The 18,139-nt window shown below is 69.2% G+C and carries 13 protein-coding genes and 1 pseudogene; 11 read left to right on the top strand and 3 right to left on the bottom strand.

The window, feature by feature from the left end; genetic code table 11:
• Positions 1-11 precede the first annotated feature (11 nt).
• Positions 12-2,330 carry a D-alanyl-D-alanine carboxypeptidase gene (locus tag ABZY12_RS27690; protein WP_356895031.1) on the top strand — a complete coding sequence of 773 codons (2,319 nt, stop codon included), beginning with the start codon at positions 12-14 and terminating at the stop codon, positions 2,328-2,330.
• A 92-nt stretch (positions 2,331-2,422) separates the two neighbouring features.
• Positions 2,423-4,354 (top strand): MFS transporter, encoded by a 1,932-nt coding sequence (locus ABZY12_RS27685; protein WP_356894941.1) that lies wholly within the window; start codon positions 2,423-2,425, stop codon positions 4,352-4,354.
• Positions 4,355-4,450: 96 nt separating this feature from the next.
• Here the strand turns inward: ABZY12_RS27685 and ABZY12_RS27680 are convergent, their stop codons facing one another.
• Entirely contained in the window at positions 4,451-6,529 is a 2,079-nt protein-coding gene (locus tag ABZY12_RS27680) for a restriction endonuclease (protein WP_356894939.1), read from the bottom strand.
• Between the two features lie 343 nt (positions 6,530-6,872).
• Between ABZY12_RS27680 and ABZY12_RS27675 the strand changes: the two are divergent.
• The 3 genes and pseudogenes from ABZY12_RS27675 to ABZY12_RS27665 all read left to right on the top strand — a co-directional run.
• Positions 6,873-7,049: pseudogene (locus tag ABZY12_RS27675) on the top strand (LuxR C-terminal-related transcriptional regulator); the annotation flags it as partial.
• Between the two features lie 46 nt (positions 7,050-7,095).
• A complete protein-coding gene (locus tag ABZY12_RS27670) occupies positions 7,096-7,821 on the top strand; it encodes a DUF6333 family protein (protein ID WP_356894937.1) in 726 nt (241 codons plus the stop codon).
• 173 nt (positions 7,822-7,994) lie between these two features.
• On the top strand, positions 7,995-10,445 hold the full coding sequence (locus ABZY12_RS27665; protein ID WP_356894935.1) for a hypothetical protein: 2,451 nt from the start codon (positions 7,995-7,997) through the stop codon (positions 10,443-10,445).
• Between the two features lie 187 nt (positions 10,446-10,632).
• Here the strand turns inward: ABZY12_RS27665 and ABZY12_RS27660 are convergent, their stop codons facing one another.
• Both ABZY12_RS27660 and ABZY12_RS27655 read right to left on the bottom strand, forming a co-directional pair.
• Complete coding sequence (locus ABZY12_RS27660; RefSeq protein ID WP_356894933.1) at positions 10,633-10,908, bottom strand: hypothetical protein; 276 nt, start codon at positions 10,906-10,908, stop codon at positions 10,633-10,635.
• Positions 10,909-11,831: 923 nt separating this feature from the next.
• Positions 11,832-12,803 carry a YihY/virulence factor BrkB family protein gene (locus ABZY12_RS27655; protein WP_356895029.1) on the bottom strand — a complete coding sequence of 324 codons (972 nt, stop codon included), beginning with the start codon at positions 12,801-12,803 and terminating at the stop codon, positions 11,832-11,834.
• 652 nt (positions 12,804-13,455) lie between these two features.
• Here ABZY12_RS27655 and ABZY12_RS27650 point away from each other — a divergent pair.
• From ABZY12_RS27650 to ABZY12_RS27625, 6 genes are all read left to right on the top strand, one after another.
• Positions 13,456-13,629, top strand: a complete 174-nt coding sequence (locus ABZY12_RS27650; protein ID WP_356894931.1) for a CsbD family protein — start codon at positions 13,456-13,458, stop codon at positions 13,627-13,629.
• A gap of 395 nt (positions 13,630-14,024) precedes the next feature.
• Complete coding sequence (locus tag ABZY12_RS27645; RefSeq protein ID WP_356894929.1) at positions 14,025-14,888, top strand: YihY/virulence factor BrkB family protein; 864 nt, start codon at positions 14,025-14,027, stop codon at positions 14,886-14,888.
• 405 nt (positions 14,889-15,293) lie between these two features.
• Positions 15,294-15,512 carry a hypothetical protein gene (locus ABZY12_RS27640; protein ID WP_356894927.1) on the top strand — a complete coding sequence of 73 codons (219 nt, stop codon included), beginning with the start codon at positions 15,294-15,296 and terminating at the stop codon, positions 15,510-15,512.
• A gap of 12 nt (positions 15,513-15,524) precedes the next feature.
• Entirely contained in the window at positions 15,525-15,881 is a 357-nt protein-coding gene (locus ABZY12_RS27635; RefSeq protein ID WP_214981204.1) for a PRC-barrel domain-containing protein, read from the top strand.
• A gap of 36 nt (positions 15,882-15,917) precedes the next feature.
• A complete protein-coding gene (locus ABZY12_RS27630; protein ID WP_356894925.1) occupies positions 15,918-16,088 on the top strand; it encodes a hypothetical protein in 171 nt (56 codons plus the stop codon).
• A 902-nt stretch (positions 16,089-16,990) separates the two neighbouring features.
• Positions 16,991-17,845: a helix-turn-helix transcriptional regulator gene (locus ABZY12_RS27625; RefSeq protein ID WP_356894924.1), complete on the top strand. Its 855-nt coding sequence runs from the start codon at positions 16,991-16,993 to the stop codon at positions 17,843-17,845.
• Positions 17,846-18,139 lie beyond the last annotated feature (294 nt).

Below are 18,139 nucleotides of genomic sequence, written 5' to 3'. Positions count from 1 at the left end.
GAGGAGGCACGGTGGCGGGCGAGTCCCCCGAAGAGGCGGAGCAGCAGGAGTCTTCGCAGGAGGCGACTCCGGGCGGCGGCGGTCGGGATCCGCGGCTGTCGGTGCTCCGTGAGTCGGCGTCCTCATCGGCGTCGTCTTCAGCGTCGTCGGCAGGCTCGGGCGCGGTCCAGGTGGACCAGCCGACGGCCGTCTTCAAGTCGCTCGCTCCGCGCGCGCCGGAGGACGACACCCCGGCCGACCCGGCGGCGGAGGGTGAGGGCGACCGCCTGCGGGCGGCGGTGGCGGCGTGGGTCGCCACCGGTGACCAGCCGTCGGAGACGGCCGAGGGCACCGACGCGGACTCCGAGTCGGACACCGAGTCCGCGAGCCCGGTGAGCGGCGACGGCGAGGACTCCGCCCCGGCCGAGTCGGCGGAAGCTTCCGCCGAGCCCGAGGCCGCCGAGAGCACCGACGCGGAGCCGGCGAAGGCGGACGGCGACGGCGAGTCCTGGTTCGCGGCGCGGAAGGCGACCGAGACCGAGGCGGAGGGCTCCCGGGCGGACGTGACCGAGCAGGGCGGCACCCAGGCGGACGTGACCGAGGCGGAGCGCCCCACGGAGGACGAGTCCGACTCCGAGGATGAGGCGGCCCAGGCGGACCCGCCTGCCCCGGCGACGCCTGCCGCCGAGGCACCCGCCGCCGACGAGCCGGCCGCCGACGAGCCGGTCGATGCGCCCGCCGTCGACCAGCCCACCGCCGTGTTCAAGGCCGTGCGGCCGCCTGTCGTGGACCAGCCGACGACCGCGCTGAAGATCCCGCCGACACCGCCGGCGAAGGCCGCCGAGTCCGACGCCGAGCGCACGAGCCAGTTCATCCCGCTGCGCCGCGACCTCCCCGAAGCCCCGGCGCCGAAGGCCACGCCCCAGCCGCGGCCCAAGGCACAGCCGCAGCCGCAGCCCCAGGCGAAGCCGTCGACCGCCCCCGTACCTCCCGCGGCCCCCGCGGCCCCCGCGACGCCCGCCTCCCTCACGGAGGCCGAGCGCACCAAGCAGCAGCCCATGCCGCCGCTGCCCCCGCTGGACCTGCTCGCGGAGCTGACGAACACCCCGCCCCCGCCGCCGACGCCCCTGCGCACCGCCGTCCGGCGCGTGCGGATCTGGACGCCGCTGGTCGTTCTCCTGTTGATCGTCTTTGCGGTCGTACAGTTCGTGCGGCCGCTCCCCACCCCTGCCCTCACCCTCTCCGCCGCCCCCACGTTCACCTTCGAGGGCGGCGAGATGACCATGCCGTGGCCCACCGAGGGCCAGGGCGCCGCCGAGGTCGAGGGCGTCGGGTCGCTGGGGACGTACGGAGTCCAGAAGCCCGCTCCGATCGCCAGTGTCGCCAAGACGATGACGGCGTACGTGATCCTCCGCGACCACCCGATCAAGGGGAACCAGACCGGTCCCGAGATCACGGTCGACCGGAAGGCCGGCGAGCAGGCCAAGGCCAAGGACGAGTCGACGGCGCAGATCAAGGAGGGGCAGCAGTACACGGAGAAGGAGCTGCTCCAGCTCCTCATGATCCCGTCCGGGAACAACGTGGCCCGGCTGCTGGCCCGCTGGGACGCCGGTACGGAGGCCGCCTTCGTCGAGAAGATGAACGCCGCCGCCAAGGACCTCGGCATGACCGACTCGGTCTACACCGACCCGTCCGGTCTGCAGTCGACCACGGTCTCCACCCCGCTCGACCAGCTGAAGCTGGCGAAGGCGGTCATGCAGTACGACGTGTTCCGGGAGATCGTGGACATGCCGAACCTCACCGTGGACGGCATCCCGGGCCGGATCGAGAACAACAACAACATCCTGCTCAAGCCCGGTGTCCGGGGCATCAAGACCGGCTCCTCGACCCCGGCCGGCGGCAACCTGCTCTGGGCCGCGTACACCGTCGTCGACGGCAAGGAGCGCCGCATCCTCGGTGTGGTGATGGGCGCGAAGGACGCCGCCCTGCTGAACGACAAGCTCCAGCTGGCGATCGACTACAGCCTCAAGCTGATCCAGCATGCACAGAAGGACGTGACCTCCGCCGCCGTCGTCCGCAAGGGCCAGGTCGTCGGCTACGTCGACGACGGCCTCGGCGGACGGACCCCGGTCGTCGCGACCAAGGAGCTCAAGGCCATCGGCTGGCCGGGCCTGAAGGTGGGACTGGCCCTGACGGACGGCGGCAAGGCCGTTCCGCACGCCGGCAAGGCGGGCGACGTCGTCGGCCAGGTGTCGATCGGTACGGGCGCCGGCAAGGTCAGCGCTCCCGTCGCCCTCCAGACGGACCTGGTGGAGCCTGGCTTCGACAAGAAGCTGACGCGCCTCGGCTGACGCGTGACGGGCGTCCCGGCCCTCCGGGGCGCCCAGCTGTTAGCGTTCCGAGGAACGAGATCGCGCGACGGGCAGTACGGGAAAGGGCCGCAGTGACCACCGCCGAGCCGACACGCGCCGACGAGGAGGCGCAGTCGCGTCCCCCCGTGCCCGTGGGCGGCACCGGCGGAACGCCGGAGGAAACCGCCGCCGGACGCCCGGGAGCGGGAGCGGGGGCGCTCGGGCCCTCGGACGAAGCGGTCCCGCCGCGAATAAGGCTTCCGGCCCCCCGGCCACCCACGGGCTCGACGGCCTCCAAGCCGCGCCCCGCGCGCCGCAGGCGCCGCTACACCGTGATGATCGCCACCGGCGTCGCCGCGCTCACCCACGTCCTGTGGTTCTTCCTGTTCGCGAACAGTGGCGGCGACCTCGCCGCCCAGGACGCCTGGGCCGAGTTCGTCGGCCGGCACCCGGACTCCGCGTACAACCTCGCCTGGTACGGGGGGATGCACCCGGTCTCGTACAGCGTGATCTCGCCGTACGTGATGTCGATGCTCGGCGTCCGTACGACGATGATGATCGCCGGGACCGTCTCGGCCGGTCTGACGGCGCTGATCCTGGTGCGGGTGCGGGCGGTCCGCAATCCGCTGGCGTGCGCGCTGGCCGGGGTCTTCGCCTTCCTGTGCAACGCGCTGTCGGGGCGGGTGACGTTCGGGCTCGGCATGATGTTCGCGCTGGGCGCGGTCGCGGCCGTCTTCTGCTGGCCGTACCGCTGGCGGCGCCGACGCTGGGCCAAGGCCGCCGTCGCCGCGCCGCTCGCCGGTCTCGCGACCGCGTGCTCCCCGGTCGCCGGCCTCTTCCTCGGCGTCGCGGCGGCGGCGCTCTTCCTGAACAAACGGCGCCCCGGCGCGTACGCCCTCGGCCTCGCCCCCGTCGTGGTCGTGGCGTTGTCGTCCTGGCTGTTCCCCTTCTCCGGTACGCAGCCGATGTCGCTGGCGTCGACGTCGCTGCCGTTCCTCTTCGGGGTGCTGGTCTTCCTGCTCGTACCGCGTGAGTGGCGCACGGTCCGCACCGGTGCGGCCGTCTACTCCGCGGGCACGCTGCTGACCTGGATGATCGACTCCCAGATCGGGTCGAACGTCTCGCGGCTCGTGATGGTCTTCGCGGGGGTCGTCCTCCTCGCCGCCCTGCCGTACGCCGCCCCGCGCTCCCGCCGCTGGTACGCGCTGGTGCTCGCCTTCGCGGGTCTGAACCTCTGGATCGGGTTCAAGGGCGTCGACGACATCATCCGCACCGCGCCCGACGCGTCCTGGGCGCGGGAGGTCGCGCCGCTGATCAACCAGTTGCAGGTACGGGGAGCGGAGAAGGCGCGGGTGGAGGTCGTCCCGGCCTCCAGCCACCGCGAGTCCTCTGCCCTCACCCCGTACATCAACCTGGCCCGGGGCTGGAACCGCCAGGCGGACATGGAGCGCAACCCGCTCTTCTACGACGACACCCTCAACGCCGCGAACTACGAGGACTGGCTCGACCGCTGGGCGGTGCACTACGTGGTGCTGCCGACCGGGAAGCCCGACTCCGGCGCGGAGCGGGAGGCGGAGCTGGTCGAGGGCGGACTGCCGTATCTGAAGCAGGTCTGGTCCGACGCGAACTGGCGGCTGTACGAGGTCGAGAACCCGACCCCGCTGGCGGCCCCGCCGGCCGAGGTGCGCCGGGCGGCCGCCGAGGAGGTCGTGATCCGTCTCGACGCCCCGGGCAGGGTCCTGATCCGGGTGCCGTACTCCCCGTGGCTGGCCCTCCTGGACGAGAACGGCGGCAAGATCGAACCGCCGGAGGAGACGGAGGCGTCGAAGCGGGCCCGCGAGGAAGCGGAGACGGACCTCCCGAAGGTCTTCCGCAACGAGCACGGCTGCCTGCTGAAGGCGGAGGCCGACGCGGAGGGCGACGAGTGGACCGAACTGGTGGCCCCGAAGCCGGGCGTCTACCGCCTGGCGGCCCCCTACAAGCTCTTCCCCCGAGGCACGACCTGCCCGGACGAACTCCGCTGATCCGGCCGCACGGCTACGGCGAGGCGGAGCCGGATGACAGAAGGCCGCCTACCGGATCGGTAGACGGCCTTTCCGCTCGTGCCCCCGGCAGGGGCGCTACTCCACGTCGATGCCGTACTCCAGGACCAGCTCCTCCAGGCCGCCCCGGTACCCCTTGCCTCCGGTGACGAAATCCCAGTCCCCGTTGGCGCGCCGACGGAAGGACCCCAGCACGAGGGCGGTCTCGCCGCGGCGGCCGTCGGATACCTCCAGCTGGTCGAGCGGGGATCCTTCGGCGTCCAGCAGCCGAATGCCGGCGTCGGCGAACCCGGACAGGTCGGCCGCGGGGTTGGCGACGGGATCGACCGCGGCGATCACGACGAGGCGGTCGGCGCGCACCGGCAGGGCGTCGAAGGAGACCTGGATGGCGGCTCTGTCCGGCGCGGCGGGGACGAGGGTGCGGACCGTGCCGTCAGGCGTCCGGGGATTGTTGAAGAAGACGAAGTGGTCGTCGTCCAGCACCCGGTTGCCGTGGCAGACGAGCGCGCACACGTCCAGGGCGACATCGCCCGACCAGTACATGCCCAGCACGTTGTGATCGTCCGGGCTGGTCTCACTGTCCGGTGCCGTCCGCTGCGCCGGCACCTGGCGTTCGCCGCTGCCCAGCCGCCCACGCAGTCCGTGGCGGTGCAGCAGGTCGACCAGCTCGGAGCCCGCCACCAGTTCCAGCGGCTTGCCGTTGGCGAAGGTGTGCGAGCCGGGCCCGAAGCCGGACGTCGTGACCAGCACACCCTTGTTGGCACCGACGTCCTGAACGGTGCCGTACAAGTCGCGGACGGCCGTCGGCGGCACGGTGTTGCGGTAGCGCTTGACCTGTACGACGATCTTGCCGCCCCGAATCGGAGCCGGGTCCAGCGCATCGACGTCCACGCCGCCGTCGTTGGAGCGCTGCGTGGTCACCGCCTGCATGCCCATGGCCCGGAACAGGTCGGCGACCAGCGCCTCGAAGGCGAGGGGATCCATCTCGTACAGATCCGGCTCTTCGTCGCCTCCATGGGTGACCACGCCGTTGCCGACGTCTTCGGGAACCCGGCCGGGCCGCACGGGCGCGTACTGATCGGGGCGCGAGGACAGCTGACCCCGGAGGCCGTCCACCAGGCAGGTGACGGCGTTCACCTGTTCCAGATGCAGTGCGGCGAACGTCGGACGCGCGGCCATGACCGTGCCGAGGAACATGGTCGCCCGTCTGCCGGTCGTCGGGTCGTGATCGTCCACGAACCCGTTCAACGCGACCGATTCCAGTGCGCCGAACTCATCGGCCGCGAAAAGATCACGCAGAACCAGCAGGAGACACTGCGCGAGGACGTCCCGGTACAGGGCGCGGCGCTGCGTGACCGGTCGGGGCGACTCCTTCTCCTGATCCGCGTTGATCATGTAGCGCACCGACTTCGCCTCAGGGACGACGTCGTACGTGGGCAGCTCCCAGTTCAGTACCAACTGGCGAGCGTCGGAGTCGTACGCCGCGGACACCTGACGGGGCAGGTCCTCCGGCCATCCGGTCGAGGCGTAGAGGGCGGCGGAGAAGTACTCGACCACAGCCTCGGGATCTCCGCCGCGAAGCCCTGCCGTCATCTCCGCGACGCCGGCGTTGTGCCGTCGGATCTCCTCCAACTGCGCCTCGGCCCACTGCTGGTACTGCTGCCGGTAGGCGGCCAACTGCCGCTGTCGCTGTGCTTCCGCGGCCTGGGCGGCCTGCCAGTCGCGCTCGAATCTGGACCGGGCTTCCGCCTGCGCCTGGGCTCGGCGTGTGGCGAGCCAACCACCCTGCGGCTGATAGTGGTTCGGGTCCGGCATGGGGACAGGGTGCGCGAGCTGTCCGGGGGAGAACGCCTCGACCTGCTCAGGCCGGGTCAGTGCGGCCGCTCTGAACGCCGGAGCCCGGCACCCTGCCGCCAACAGGCCCTGCAGCGACGCGACCCGCGCGTCGAGCTCCTCCGTGCGCCGCCGGGCCTCCGCCTCGCGCTGCTCCCGGTACGCCGCCTTCTGCTCACGGTAACTGCGTGCCAGCTCCCGCTGGTGGGCGCGTTGTCGCCTCTCCTGATCCCGCTGATACCTGGCTTGCGCCTCAAGTTGACGTTGCTGTTGGCGCTGCGCTTCAGCCCAGACACCGACCAACCCATTGGAGCGACGGCTCATGCTCTACAGGCCCTCCCCACCAGCGACTCGGCGTGCGTGCACCGACCCCTGGCCCCGTAACCGGCTGTGATGAGGCGACTTTAGTCGGCAACCGACCGCACGCCCATGCTCTTGCCGCAGAGCGAGTCATACCCGGGTCTGACCTCCCGGTTCGGCTCCTGGTCCGACGCCCCGCGGGGACGGCGGCGGCATCGTCGTCAGCATGACGAACGAACCCGACGACATCCCTCGCCACCCCGGTCACCACGATCGGTGCCCGACTGCGTGGAGCGCTGCCTGTGGAGCCGTGGGAGTCCACCGGCTGCCCCGGACGTTGGGTGGGCGGCACCGCCATGGTGCTCGGCACCTCCATCTGAGCCTGGCCACGGTCAAGACCCACATCGGACGCTCGCTCGCGAAGCTGCATGCCCGCGACCGCGCCCAGCTCGTGATCGTCGCCTACGAGACCGGCGTCGTGGGCGACCGCGGGGGCGCGGCGGATCCGCCGATGGGCGGGCGCTCGCGCACGCGGGACGGGTAGAGCGCAACCACCCCGGGGAGAACGGCAACCCGTTACGGTGACGGGCATGTCTGACACCGACCACTGGACCGTCCCGTCCGACCGCATGACCCGTGGCAGCGGCACCCGCTATGAACTGACCGTCCTGCGTCCGCCGTTCACCGTGGAGGCCGCCGACCTCCCGCCCAACGACCCGGCGCGGGCCGCGGAGTTCGCTCGCTCCCTGGACACGATCGACGACGTGATCGAGGACCTCGGCCCCCGTAAGCAGAGCGACACGGCCACCGTCGCCACGAGAGCCGATCTGGACCTCGTGCGGGCGGGAGCGTGGGGGAACCTCCTGTCGATCTCCGATCCGGCGTTCGCGGACGACGGCAACGACATGCCGCTTCTGGCGGAGGCCACGCGTCTGCGAGAGCGCTTCCCCGACGCACGGATCGTGGGCCGGGTGGAGGTGCACTGCGGCGCCGAGCACACCGAAGACCTCGTGTGGCTGCCGGACGGCACGATGTTCCACGCCTGCGGCTGGCCCGGTGACGAACCGTTCGTCGTGACCGGCGACCCGCAGGCGGTGATGGACGCCCTCGGGATCACGACCGAAGCCCTCGAAGACCTCGACGTGTACTTCGACCTGGACGACGAACCGAACCAGAACGACTGGGGCGCCCTCGCCACGGCCTGCCTCGCCGGCGCGGACCCGTGGGGGAGGGCCGACCTGGACGCCTCCTCACTGCGGGTGCGGCACAGCGAGCACGCCACCAGTCACATGGAAGCCCTGTACTTCAGCGACTGATGGTGATTCAACTTCCCTACTGAAGCGATTAGTTGACGCGCCGAGCACGGCCCAATCCGTTTCCCGCCCGTCGGTGAATGGGTCTAGGGTGAACGGGCGACGCGTACACGTCACGGGGGCCTCACGCGTCGCCCCGTATCCCCTCAGGCCCCACACATGAGGGAAGATCACAGTTGAACAGAACACTGCGCATACCCAAGCGGTGGAGTCTGGCAGGCCGTGTCCTGGCCGTGCTCGGAATCGCCTCGGCGGTCACCGTGACCGGTCTGCCCGGCATCGAGACCGACACCGCCACTGCCGCGGGGCCCGCCGTCGCGGCCAGGATCAAGCCCGGCGCGAAGCGCTGCGACGTGAAGAACCTCGGCAAGGCGTACCCGAGCACGCCGACCAACTCGGGGTTCCCCAACGACCCCACCGGCTCCAACTTCTCCGCCTGGCAGGGCAACCCGAAGAACTTCAACTACGAACTGCCCGGCAAGGCGTACGACGGGGTGAAACCGCCGACGGCCGCCGACAAGACCAAGGCCCTGTCGAAGGCCCCGAACAACACGGAGAAGAACTACAAGGAGTGGCAGAAGATCGCGGACAAGTCCGGTGACCCGGAGGACCGCAAGTTCGAGATCTACGCCCGGTACTTCCACAACACGGAGGGCCTGAGCTTCGACCACTGGTTCGAGCACCGGTTCATCCGCAACCAGACCAACAATCACAAGGGCTCGGCGTTCGAACGTCAGCTCGTCCGTGACTTCCGCCTGGTCGGGCCGGACTGGCTGTGCGAGGTCACCGTCGAGCTCATCGACGCGCAGGGCAACGTCGTCGACTCACGCCGGTACGACGCGTACAACCAGAAGACCAAGGAGTTCAACGAGTTCAAGTCGAACTCGGAGCTGACGAACAAGCAGCTCGGTAAGGACCGGAAGATCGCCCGGTTCATGCCGGACCACACGTTCCGGTTCACCGGCGCGAAGCCGTTCAGCGAGGGCCAGCGCAAGAAGATCGACAATCTGAATCGGTACGTCAACGGCCTACGGCCCGGCAAGACGAACCAGGTCCGCGGTAACCAGCGGCTCTACAACCCCGTTCCGCGGACCAAGCCCATCCGCGGATACTCCGACTACCAGCGGTGGTTCGCTCCGGGCTGCCAGGGCGGCCAGGGCAGGGCCCAGCTCGCCGCCGCGTCCACGTGCGGCACGCGCGGCTCGCTGAACGACCGCATCAACGGCTCCGGGAAGACCCTGGAAGAGGCCAAGAGGATCCAGGCCGACGCCCGCCGACTCGACACCCGGGGCACCCTCCCGCGCGGCGGCCCGGGCGGCGTCGACTTCACCACCCTGGAACTGCGGTACGTCGGCGGCCTGGGCAAGGGCAAGGGCATGCAGTACTCCATGCGTGCCGACCAGATGCCCAACCCGGACGAGAACCCCGGCTTCGGTGGCGAGGCGCGCATGCAGCTCTCCTCCGACGCTCTGTTCACCTGGCTCGCGCTCACTCCGGAGAAGTTCTGGGTCAACCTCAACCCGGACCAGCCGGACAAGATCATGGACGCCAAGTTCGGCAAGACCGACGCCGGCCGGGTCCTGCTCGAGGCCGACTACCTGATGAAGGAGGACTTCGCCGAAGCCCTCAACCCGAAGAAGCACGCCGGCGGCAAGCGGTACTGGGACACCGCCCCCCGCCAGAACGGCCTTCCGTGCTTCCCCGGCGTCCGGTTCTGGGCCGAGCCCAAGCCCGCCCAGGTCCGCGAGCAGGACGGCGGAATCTACATCCTCGACGCACCCCTGAAGGTGTCCGCCGAGTGGCTCGACATCGAGTGGGAAGCGCCGGGCAGCACGGAGTGCAAGGGCCTGACCGATGCCGAGAAGAAGTCGATGGAAGCGAGCGTCCGCGTCAACATCGTTCCCCTGATGGAGGAGCGGGTCAACAACGACAAGCGCTACGCCGATCTGCGCGCCGTCTACACCGCGCGCGTCGCGGCCGAGTACATCCGCCAGCAGGACGCCAAGGCGGCGACCGACTTCCGCGGGATCATCAACTCCAACGACGTCACCGCGTGGCCGCTGCGCGCCCCGCACGACAAGTGGACCCGGGAAGACGTGTACCAGAAGTACATGAAGTCGCTGCGCGAGGGCATCGAGTGGTTCGAGCTGGAGTACGGCGGCAAGGTCTTCAACCAGGGCGTCGGCGGTGTGGACTTCTCCAAGCAGCCGAAGCGGAACATCACGCAGACCCGGTTCAACGTCGAGCACCGCACCCTGGACACCACGACGAAGACGTCTCTGCAGTCGGATGACGTGTCCTACCGGGACACCGACACCCTCTACCTCGGCGGCAGCGGCGACCTCGAGTCCGGCGGCGAGGACCCGGGTCCGAACCCCACTCCGACCCCGACGGACGGCCCCAAGCCGACCGACCCGCCGTCGACCCCGGCCCCGGACCCGTCCACCCCGGGCGGCGACGGGAAGCCGACCCCGCCGGCGAACAAGCCGGACCCGGACGGCGGCCTCGCCGACACCGGTTCCAACACTCCGATCGGCCTGATCTCCGGCCTCGCCGCGGCGGTCCTCGCCGCCGGCGCGACCCTGACGTGGTGGATGCGCCGCAGGCGCCAGGACGCCACCGGCTAGACCGGCGGCGATTCGCACGCTGAACCGAAGGGGCCGGATCCCCTTCCTTGATGTCAGCTGTGGATGTCAAAGGACCCCTACCAAGATCGGTAGGGGTCCTTTTCCCTTGTGCCCCCGGCAGGATTCGAACCTGCGACACCCGCTTCAGGAGGGCGGGAGGGTGGTGGGGGCTCCCCTCGTTGTGCCCCTATACAGCTTCTCGCTCCCCGAGAATGTCGTGCACGCTCGCCGTGAGAGTGCCGTCCTGTTGCTCGTAGTGGGAGAGGGCGAGGCCGAGGCCGAAGAAGGTGGGGGCCCACTCGCCGACGAAGATTCCCCACCGGTCGGCGCGGGCGACACCAGCGCCGGGCTCGGCGTTGAGGCTGGTTGCCCAGGTGGCGATGGACAGGCCTATGGACACGAAGGCGGCCATGTAGGCGTGTTCGCTACGGACGCCTTTCTGGTGCAGCATTTGGATGATCATGAGGTACTCCCTATCGAGTCACGGACGTTCTGTGGCCAAGTGCGGGCAGCGTCTCGCCGGCTCGGCCCCGTTCCGCATACGCGTCGACGCCGCTCGACCCGAGCCACGCTGGTACGGGGCGTTCATGGGGATGCGACGTCAGCCGGTCCCGCTCGCCCTTGTTGACGTCAGGCGCTGATGTCCGCCGGGAAGGCAGGTTTGACGCGTCTGACTCAAGGAGCGGCGGCCAGGACGACTTTGATGGTGGTGCGACGCATAGGTCCTCCTGGCACAACCCATGAACGGGGTCTTATATCTATCTCGCAAGACGCCGAAGCGCCGCGCAACTCCGGAGGGCACGACAGCTCCCCTGAAGCGGAGCAGAGCCCATTTCCTCAGGGACCGCCTCACTCCGGGGGCACTAGGCCGAATGGGTGACTGAATCATGCCGACCTGCGTGATCGGCTGCCCCAGCCGATCACGCCAACCCACCACCCTCCCCAGCTCCCGTCCGGTCCGCCGTCGGCCGCGTCTGCTCGGCTTTGCCTGGGGCGATGGCGCTCGGGATGGGAGCCCACGACGCTCGCCACACTCCGGCCGGCACTCGCGAACGGCGCCCCTCCCATCCGGGGTCTGAGCGCCCCCGCCGGAGGCATGTCGATGACAGTTGGAACCGGCGGCCGTGGGGGCTCGACTCATGCCCTTGGGCCTGGGCTGCCCGCTTCAGTCGAGCGATGGGCGTGCGGCCCGTGAGGGCTTCGTCCGCGGCCTCGGGCTCCGGAGCCGCCACCCAGTAGCCGCCCGGCCGGTTACGCATCGCCCTGCATCACCACCGGCCTCGTCTCCTGACGGTCGACGTTCTCGTGACGGCAGTGGAGCCCGCCAGGACCGACCAGCTTGACCGCACGACAAGCACGGAATCGGCGGCTTCGACCGCGCTCGGGTTACGGGTCGCGCGCTGGAGGCGCCGTGCGGCGCGGTGCTGCTGGTGCGCCGCTGTCGGCCGACGCCCGCTGTGGTGCGTCGTCGGCTGCTGGGCTGATCCCGGGCTCCGGGCCCTCCTCGGCTCCTTCGCCGGACCGCACCGCCGTCGCTGTCGCTGTCCAGGCGGCGCAGTACAGCAGCAGCCTGGACATGAGGTTGATCCACAGCACGACCGCGACCGGCACAGCGAAGGCGCCGTACATGCTCTTGCCCGCGACGCCCTGCAGATAGCCGGTCAGCAACCACTTGAGCAGTTCGAAGCCGACAGCACCGATCAGGCCGGCGACCACGACCGCGCGCCGGGCGGGATGCACGCGCGCCAGCCGGGTGAGCAGGTAGACAAGCAGCAGGAAGTCGACGAGCAGGGCGATGGCCAGGCCTGCGAAGAACAGCAGCGCCCGTCCCGCCTCGCCCTCGATTCCGACCTTGTCGGCGGCCCAGCCAACCGCGATGTTCGCGAAGACCGAACTGCCGATCGCGACGAGCCCGACCGCGCCGAGACCGACCAGCACCGCGGTGTCCTTGATCTTGAGCAGGATCGGATTTCCCGGGTCCTGCTCTTTCTCCCACACCGCGCGCAGGCACCCGCGCAGGGCGCCGACCCAGTTGATGCCGATCACGAGCAGCAGCGCGCCCGCGATGAGCCCGACGGTCCCGGCGTGCGCGACGAGGCGCTCCAGGTCCAGCAGGTCGGAAAGGCCTGGCGCCTGGTCGGCGATCTTGTCCCGGAGTTTCCCGAGCTGGTCCTCGCTCAGCAGCTTGGCACCGATCGCCGCGCCCACGGTGATCAACGGAAAGAGTGCGACGAAACTCGTGAAGGTGATCGCGGCGGCGAGCCGGGCCCAGTGCACCTCGGCCAACCGCTCGTACGCGCGCCACACGTGCGTACGCATCAGCCGTGCGATCACAGGCAGCCGTGTCAGCCATTCCATGAAGAACACCCACTCTCAGCTTACCCACGCCGGGAGAAGAGGCATTGAGCGGCGACGCCCCCCGCCGCCCTCCGCAGCGAGGCCGATGCCCTGCACGTGTGGCCCGAGGGTCTGGCCGCTGGTCAGGGCCGGGAGCGGTGAGCACCAAAGGAGTGTTGCGTGAGGCGCACTTCAATCGATCCAACACTTGCCTGGTTAGTGCAATTTGTGCGATTTGAAATCCTGGAGTGTCGCACACCAAGGGACAGCCCCCGTAGCGGTGCCTCTCGTTCGCCCCGGATCCGGCTGCCGGTGTGAGCTGTCCATGAGGGGAGGATTCGATGTCGACAATCGTCATCATCGTGGCCTGTCGTGGTCGTCCTGGCTCTGATCACGCTGGTCCTGTGGACCATGGCCCGGCGCCGGCACCTGCGCGAGCGTTTCGGGCCGGAACGCGAGCCCGCCCGCGCGGACCATGCGAATGCCCGGGGGAACGACTCACCCACGATGATCGCACTCGAGCCCCGGACAGCGGTCGCCGCAGCAGACCGCACTTCGGGCACCGATCCACCCCCAGTAGGCGTGCGGCCGCACGCGCAGATCGCCGGCCGGTCGGCGCCACGGTATTCCTGCCACCGAACCCCACCAGACAACTCACCCAGGGTGGCCGTCCATGAGTATCGCGAAGAAGATCGCGCACAAGGCCGAAGCGATGAAAGGCGGCGCCAAGAAGACAACCGGCCGCACCACCGGCAGCCGGCGCCTGCAGGCCGAAGGCCGTGGAGGCCAGATCAAGGGCAACATCAAGCAGGCCGGAGCAAAGATCAAGGACGCCTTCAAGCACTGACCACTCCGCCCCGTCGACCCGACCTCGCCGAGATACGTGCCGATGCTGCCAGTTGTTGATCTTGTAGCCCTGGAAGGTGAGGGGGTTGGCTGTCCGGCGGAGTAGTGGATACGTTCTGCGGTACGAACAGACGCAGGTACGCCGGTATCTCCAGGCAGATCGCGTATCGGCGAGCGGGGCGTGCCGCCCGGGGTGACGTACGAACGGCTCGCCGGGGAACCTTGCCAACAGGAGCCGGACGACGGCACATGGCACGAAGGGGAGGCGCCCGCCTGATGAGCAGCTCGCCTACGCCTGCGCCTCAGCCGGGAGGTGCCGATCGCGCACCGCTGCCCCGCTCCAAAACAGAGCGCCCTGCTCACCACTTGCAGACACGCCGGGCAACCACACCGCCCTTGCCGCCCCCGACGTACGCGCGCGACCTGCCGGGCTGGCAGCACATCGGTACCGCGCTCCGCCGGACCCCCGCCGCGGTGTGGAACGACAACGTGACCGACTTCGCTGCCGCCCTCACCTATTACGCGGTGCTCGCGCTCTTCCCGACGTTCCTCGTCACGGTCTCACTGCTGGGAATCGTCGGCGCCTCGACCACCGACAACCTGATCAGCAACATGATCGCTGTCGTGCCGGCCGAGTCCCGCCCCGTCATGCAGAGCACGTTGCAGGGCATGGCGGAGCAGCACACAGCTGCTTGGACGCTGGCCGTCTTCGGCACGATCGGCGCCCTGTGGTCCGCCTCCAGCTATCTGGGGGTCTTCCGCCGAGCCCTGCACGTCATGCACGGCGTCGAGGACCTGCGCCCGGCGTGGAGGACGGCACCACGGCTGGTGATGACCGCCTTGGTGCTGCTGATGCTTCTGGTTTCCAGTGCCCTGGTGCTCATTCTGACCGGCGAAGCGGCCCACACCGTCGGCCGGCTCGTAGGCATGGGCAGCATGGCCGGCACCGCATGGAACGCGCTGAAATGGCCGCTCCTGCTCTGCCTGGTCGCCATCTTGGTGCTGGTGCTGTTCCGCTCGGGCCCGGCCGGGACACGCGGAGTGCGGCAGAGGCTTGTGGGAGACGCTCTGGCAGTGGCCCTGTGGCTCGTCGCCTCCGCCAGCTTCGCCCTCTACGTCTCGCACGTCGGCACTTACAACCGGCTGTACGGGTCGCTCGCCGGGATCATCGTCTTCCTGGTGTGGCTGTGGTTGTCCAACCTGGCCCTTCTCACCGGCGCCCAGTTCAACGCCGAAGTGGCCAAACTCCGCCGTCAGTGACCAACAGGGCATAAGCTGCCCAGCCCCTCGTCCCGGTCGTCCCGCCCCTCCATTCCCTCGCACCCAGACACCCCCACAGGCAAAGCGACGACCAGTAGGTGGTGATGCTGGAGCCGCCCGGGCCGCCGGACCGCTGCCGCCGGTCGATGAACGATCAGGGCTGTCGGACGTCGCCTCGGACGCGCCAGGCTCCAGGCGGTGCGGACGGAGTGGCAGGACGCGCCGACGGCGGACCGCTCCTTCGAGCTGGGCGGGTGCACCGATCCGAACTGCCACGGGGTCCACTGACCCCCGGGGTCCGGCGGCGTCACCTTCCCGTCTGCGGCCGGTGTACGGGTCGGTGCCGGGCGCGGCAGCGTGCGGACGGGGCGTTGGGGGAACCGGTTTCGGGGCACCCTTCACGGGGTGAGCGAGAACGACCGGAACAGGCAGGACGCCGAGAGCCCGGCCGCCGCGGCGACGCGGCCGCAGGATGTGGGCAGGCTGCTGTGTGACCAGCTCGCCGAAGCAATCACCGCGATCCGTGTCCCAGGGGGCCATCCTGATAGGGCTGAAGCCTGCCCGTGCCGCGAGGGCGAGGGTGGCGAGGCTGTGCTGACCGAACCGGACGACAGAGCAGAGTGAGAAGGACAGACCATGATCCATGCAGCCGATATCCGCGAGTGGCGCAACCACAGCGTCGTCGACCCCAAGGGCCGCAAGATCGGCGTGCTCGAAGCCATCTACGTGGACACCACCACCGACGAACCGGCCATGGCCACGGTCCGTATCGGACTTCCCACCCGTCATCAGCTGGCTTTCGTGCCCCTCGACGAGGCGATCCTGGGACCGGACTACGTCAAGGTCTCCTACGACAAGGCGCTGGTGAAGAAGGCGCCCACCGTCGGCATGGACGACATCCTGCCCGCCGAGGCCGAGGAAGCGATCTTCCAGCACTACGACCTGACCTACCAGCCGGGCGCGGGCGGCGAGAGGCAACTCGCGCGCCGCTGACCGCCCCGAACTCATCCCGAAGGAGGTGTTCGTGTCATGGCTCTGTTCCTGTTTCTCGTTCTGGTCGCCGTCGTGCTGGGAATCATCGGCGTGGTGGTGGAAGGACTGTTCTACCTGCTGATCATCGGCATCGTGGTCCTCGGGGCTGCTGTGATCTTCATCGCGGTGCGCTGGTCCCGGCGCTCCGGCCGCCGCCCCATCCGATAACGCCAGATAGCCCAGGATCCCAACTGCCACGGCGTTCACCGACCCTCGCCCGCGGCGGCGTGACCTCCCCGCCCGTGGGCGCGTTGGACAAGCGACACGTACACCCCTTCCGGCTTCTTGCCGGAACTCGTGTGGTGAAGGCCCCTGTTCCCGCCCGACATCAGGGGTCGTCGGCGTGCGTCGGCGTGTCGTCAGCATCGACCAGGTGTCGGCGGTCTCTCCCAGCCGTCGCCGAAGAACGTCCGAAGTACTGATGTGCAGTTCAATGTTCCCAGGATGTTCCCATTGCGCACTAAAGGCCTTCCAAGGTGGTTCCCTGGAAGACCTTTACTGCGCTGACCTGCACTTTTGTGGTGCCCCCGGCAGGATTCGAACCTGCGATACCCGCTTTAGCAGAGCGGGAGGGCGTACTTGGGCCTGACCTGCGCGTTGTGGTGCTGGCCGATCGCCGAGCAGGCTCCCTAGATGGCCCTCGTTCCCCGTGAGTCCCCGCACGATCTGGCACAGATGTGGCACGGGGACTTCTTCGTCCCGAAGCAACTCGGGTGGGAGCTCCGCCTTGGGCCGGCGTGTCTCTCACCTGCGCTGATAGTCCGTAGACGTTCGCGCTCGTCCGCCGCTGTTCGTAGGTGTTGTCACGCAGTTAGACACTCACTCATGCCGTCCGCTCTAAGGGCTGTCCCGCAAATGATCTATGACGCTGGTGGTTGGAATCCGATGGCGCGACGCGGCTTCGGAGTGCGGAGTATTGCTCAGGACAGGGGGGCAGTGACCGGCAAATTACATGGTCACAATCCGTTTGTGCCGCTGCCAAATCGACGGCACGGCACGTGATCAACAGGCGGTGCGCCATGGCAACCTGCTGGCGCACGCAGTGGCTCAAAGCTGGAGGTAGACCGCCCGTGGCGTCGGACAACAACCCCACCGCCAGGGGACGCCGACTGGGAGCGGAGCTGCGCCGGCTTCGTAAGGAGAGCGGCCTGACGGGCACGCAGGTAGCGGCGCATCTGCTGGTCTCCCAGGCCAAGGTCAGTCATATGGAGACCGGCCGCCGTGCCGTCAGCCCCCGCGATGTGCGCGACCTGTGCAGGCTCTACGGCGTCACCGACCAGCATGTCGTCGACTCCCTGATGACCTTGGCCAGGGAATCGGGCCGACCGGGCTGGTGGCACTCCTACGGCGACATCCCCCACACCGTCTATGTGGACCTGGAGGCGGATGCCGCCTCCATTCATGCCTACGAGTCGATGGTGATCCCCGGACTTTTGCAGACGCCCACCTACGCGGCCGCGGTCATCGAGGAGACGATCCCGCTCGTCACCGTCGAACAAGCCGCCGCGCGTCTGAAGGTGCGGCTTCGCCGTCAGCACCGGATCTACGACCCCGCCCGCCGATTGCAGCTGTGGGTCGTCCTGGACGAATCAGTCCTGTGGCGCGTCGTCGGCAGCCGGGAGGTCATGCGCGAGCAACTGGAGCACCTGCACGCGCTGAGCACGGAACCGCACATCACTGTGCAGATCCTCCCGCACACGGCGGGCGCTCACCCGGGCCTCTCGGGGCAGTTCTCCCTCCTGCGGTTCCCCGACAGCCGTGAACCAGTGGTGTACCTGGAGAGGTTGACCAGCGGCCTCTGCCTGGAAAGGCCGACCGACGTGCAGCAGCACAGCCTGGTGTACGCGCACCTCCAGACCCAGGCCCTCAGCCCGGACCACACCCGCCACCTCATCACCGACACCATCAAGCGCTACACATCATGAGCACCGGGACAGCGAACAGACCTGCGGTGACGTCAACCACACGGAAACCGGTGCGGCCGCCCGCGCACACTGAGACGGGGCCTGGGAGCTCCTTCGCCACCCGCCCACCACACGCGGTGATCATTTGCGGGACAATCCTTTAGCCGTGAGTGGCTGGCCGGGGCCCCCGACCTGGGCCTGTTCGCTCATGAGCCCGAGCCTAAGGGCTGTCCCGTTAATGATCTTTGACGCCTCGGGCGTGGTGGGCCGCCGTGCGGCCCGCTGGCCTATCCGGCGAGGGCGAGGTTGTGCATC

Source organism: Streptomyces sp. NPDC006551 (assembly GCF_040611675.1).
Classification (GTDB): Bacteria; Actinomycetota; Actinomycetes; order Streptomycetales; family Streptomycetaceae; genus Streptomyces.
Note: the sequence above shows the minus strand (reverse complement) of the source record. Positions and strands in the feature narration are given on the sequence as shown.

Bases quoted from the DNA above. Each gene is read 5' to 3' on its own strand.
- ABZY12_RS27680 (WP_356894939.1), bottom strand. From the start codon at position 6,529: ATGAGCCGTCGCTCCAATGGGTTGGTCGGTGTCTGGGCTGAAGCGCAG.
- ABZY12_RS27670 (WP_356894937.1), top strand. From the start codon at position 7,096: ATGTCTGACACCGACCACTGGACCGTCCCGTCCGACCGCATGACCCGT.
- ABZY12_RS27660 (WP_356894933.1), bottom strand. From the start codon at position 10,908: ATGATCATCCAAATGCTGCACCAGAAAGGCGTCCGTAGCGAACACGCC.
- ABZY12_RS27655 (WP_356895029.1), bottom strand. From the start codon at position 12,803: ATGGAATGGCTGACACGGCTGCCTGTGATCGCACGGCTGATGCGTACG.
- ABZY12_RS27650 (WP_356894931.1), top strand. From the start codon at position 13,456: ATGAGTATCGCGAAGAAGATCGCGCACAAGGCCGAAGCGATGAAAGGC.
- ABZY12_RS27635 (WP_214981204.1), top strand. From the start codon at position 15,525: ATGATCCATGCAGCCGATATCCGCGAGTGGCGCAACCACAGCGTCGTC.
- ABZY12_RS27630 (WP_356894925.1), top strand. From the start codon at position 15,918: ATGGCTCTGTTCCTGTTTCTCGTTCTGGTCGCCGTCGTGCTGGGAATC.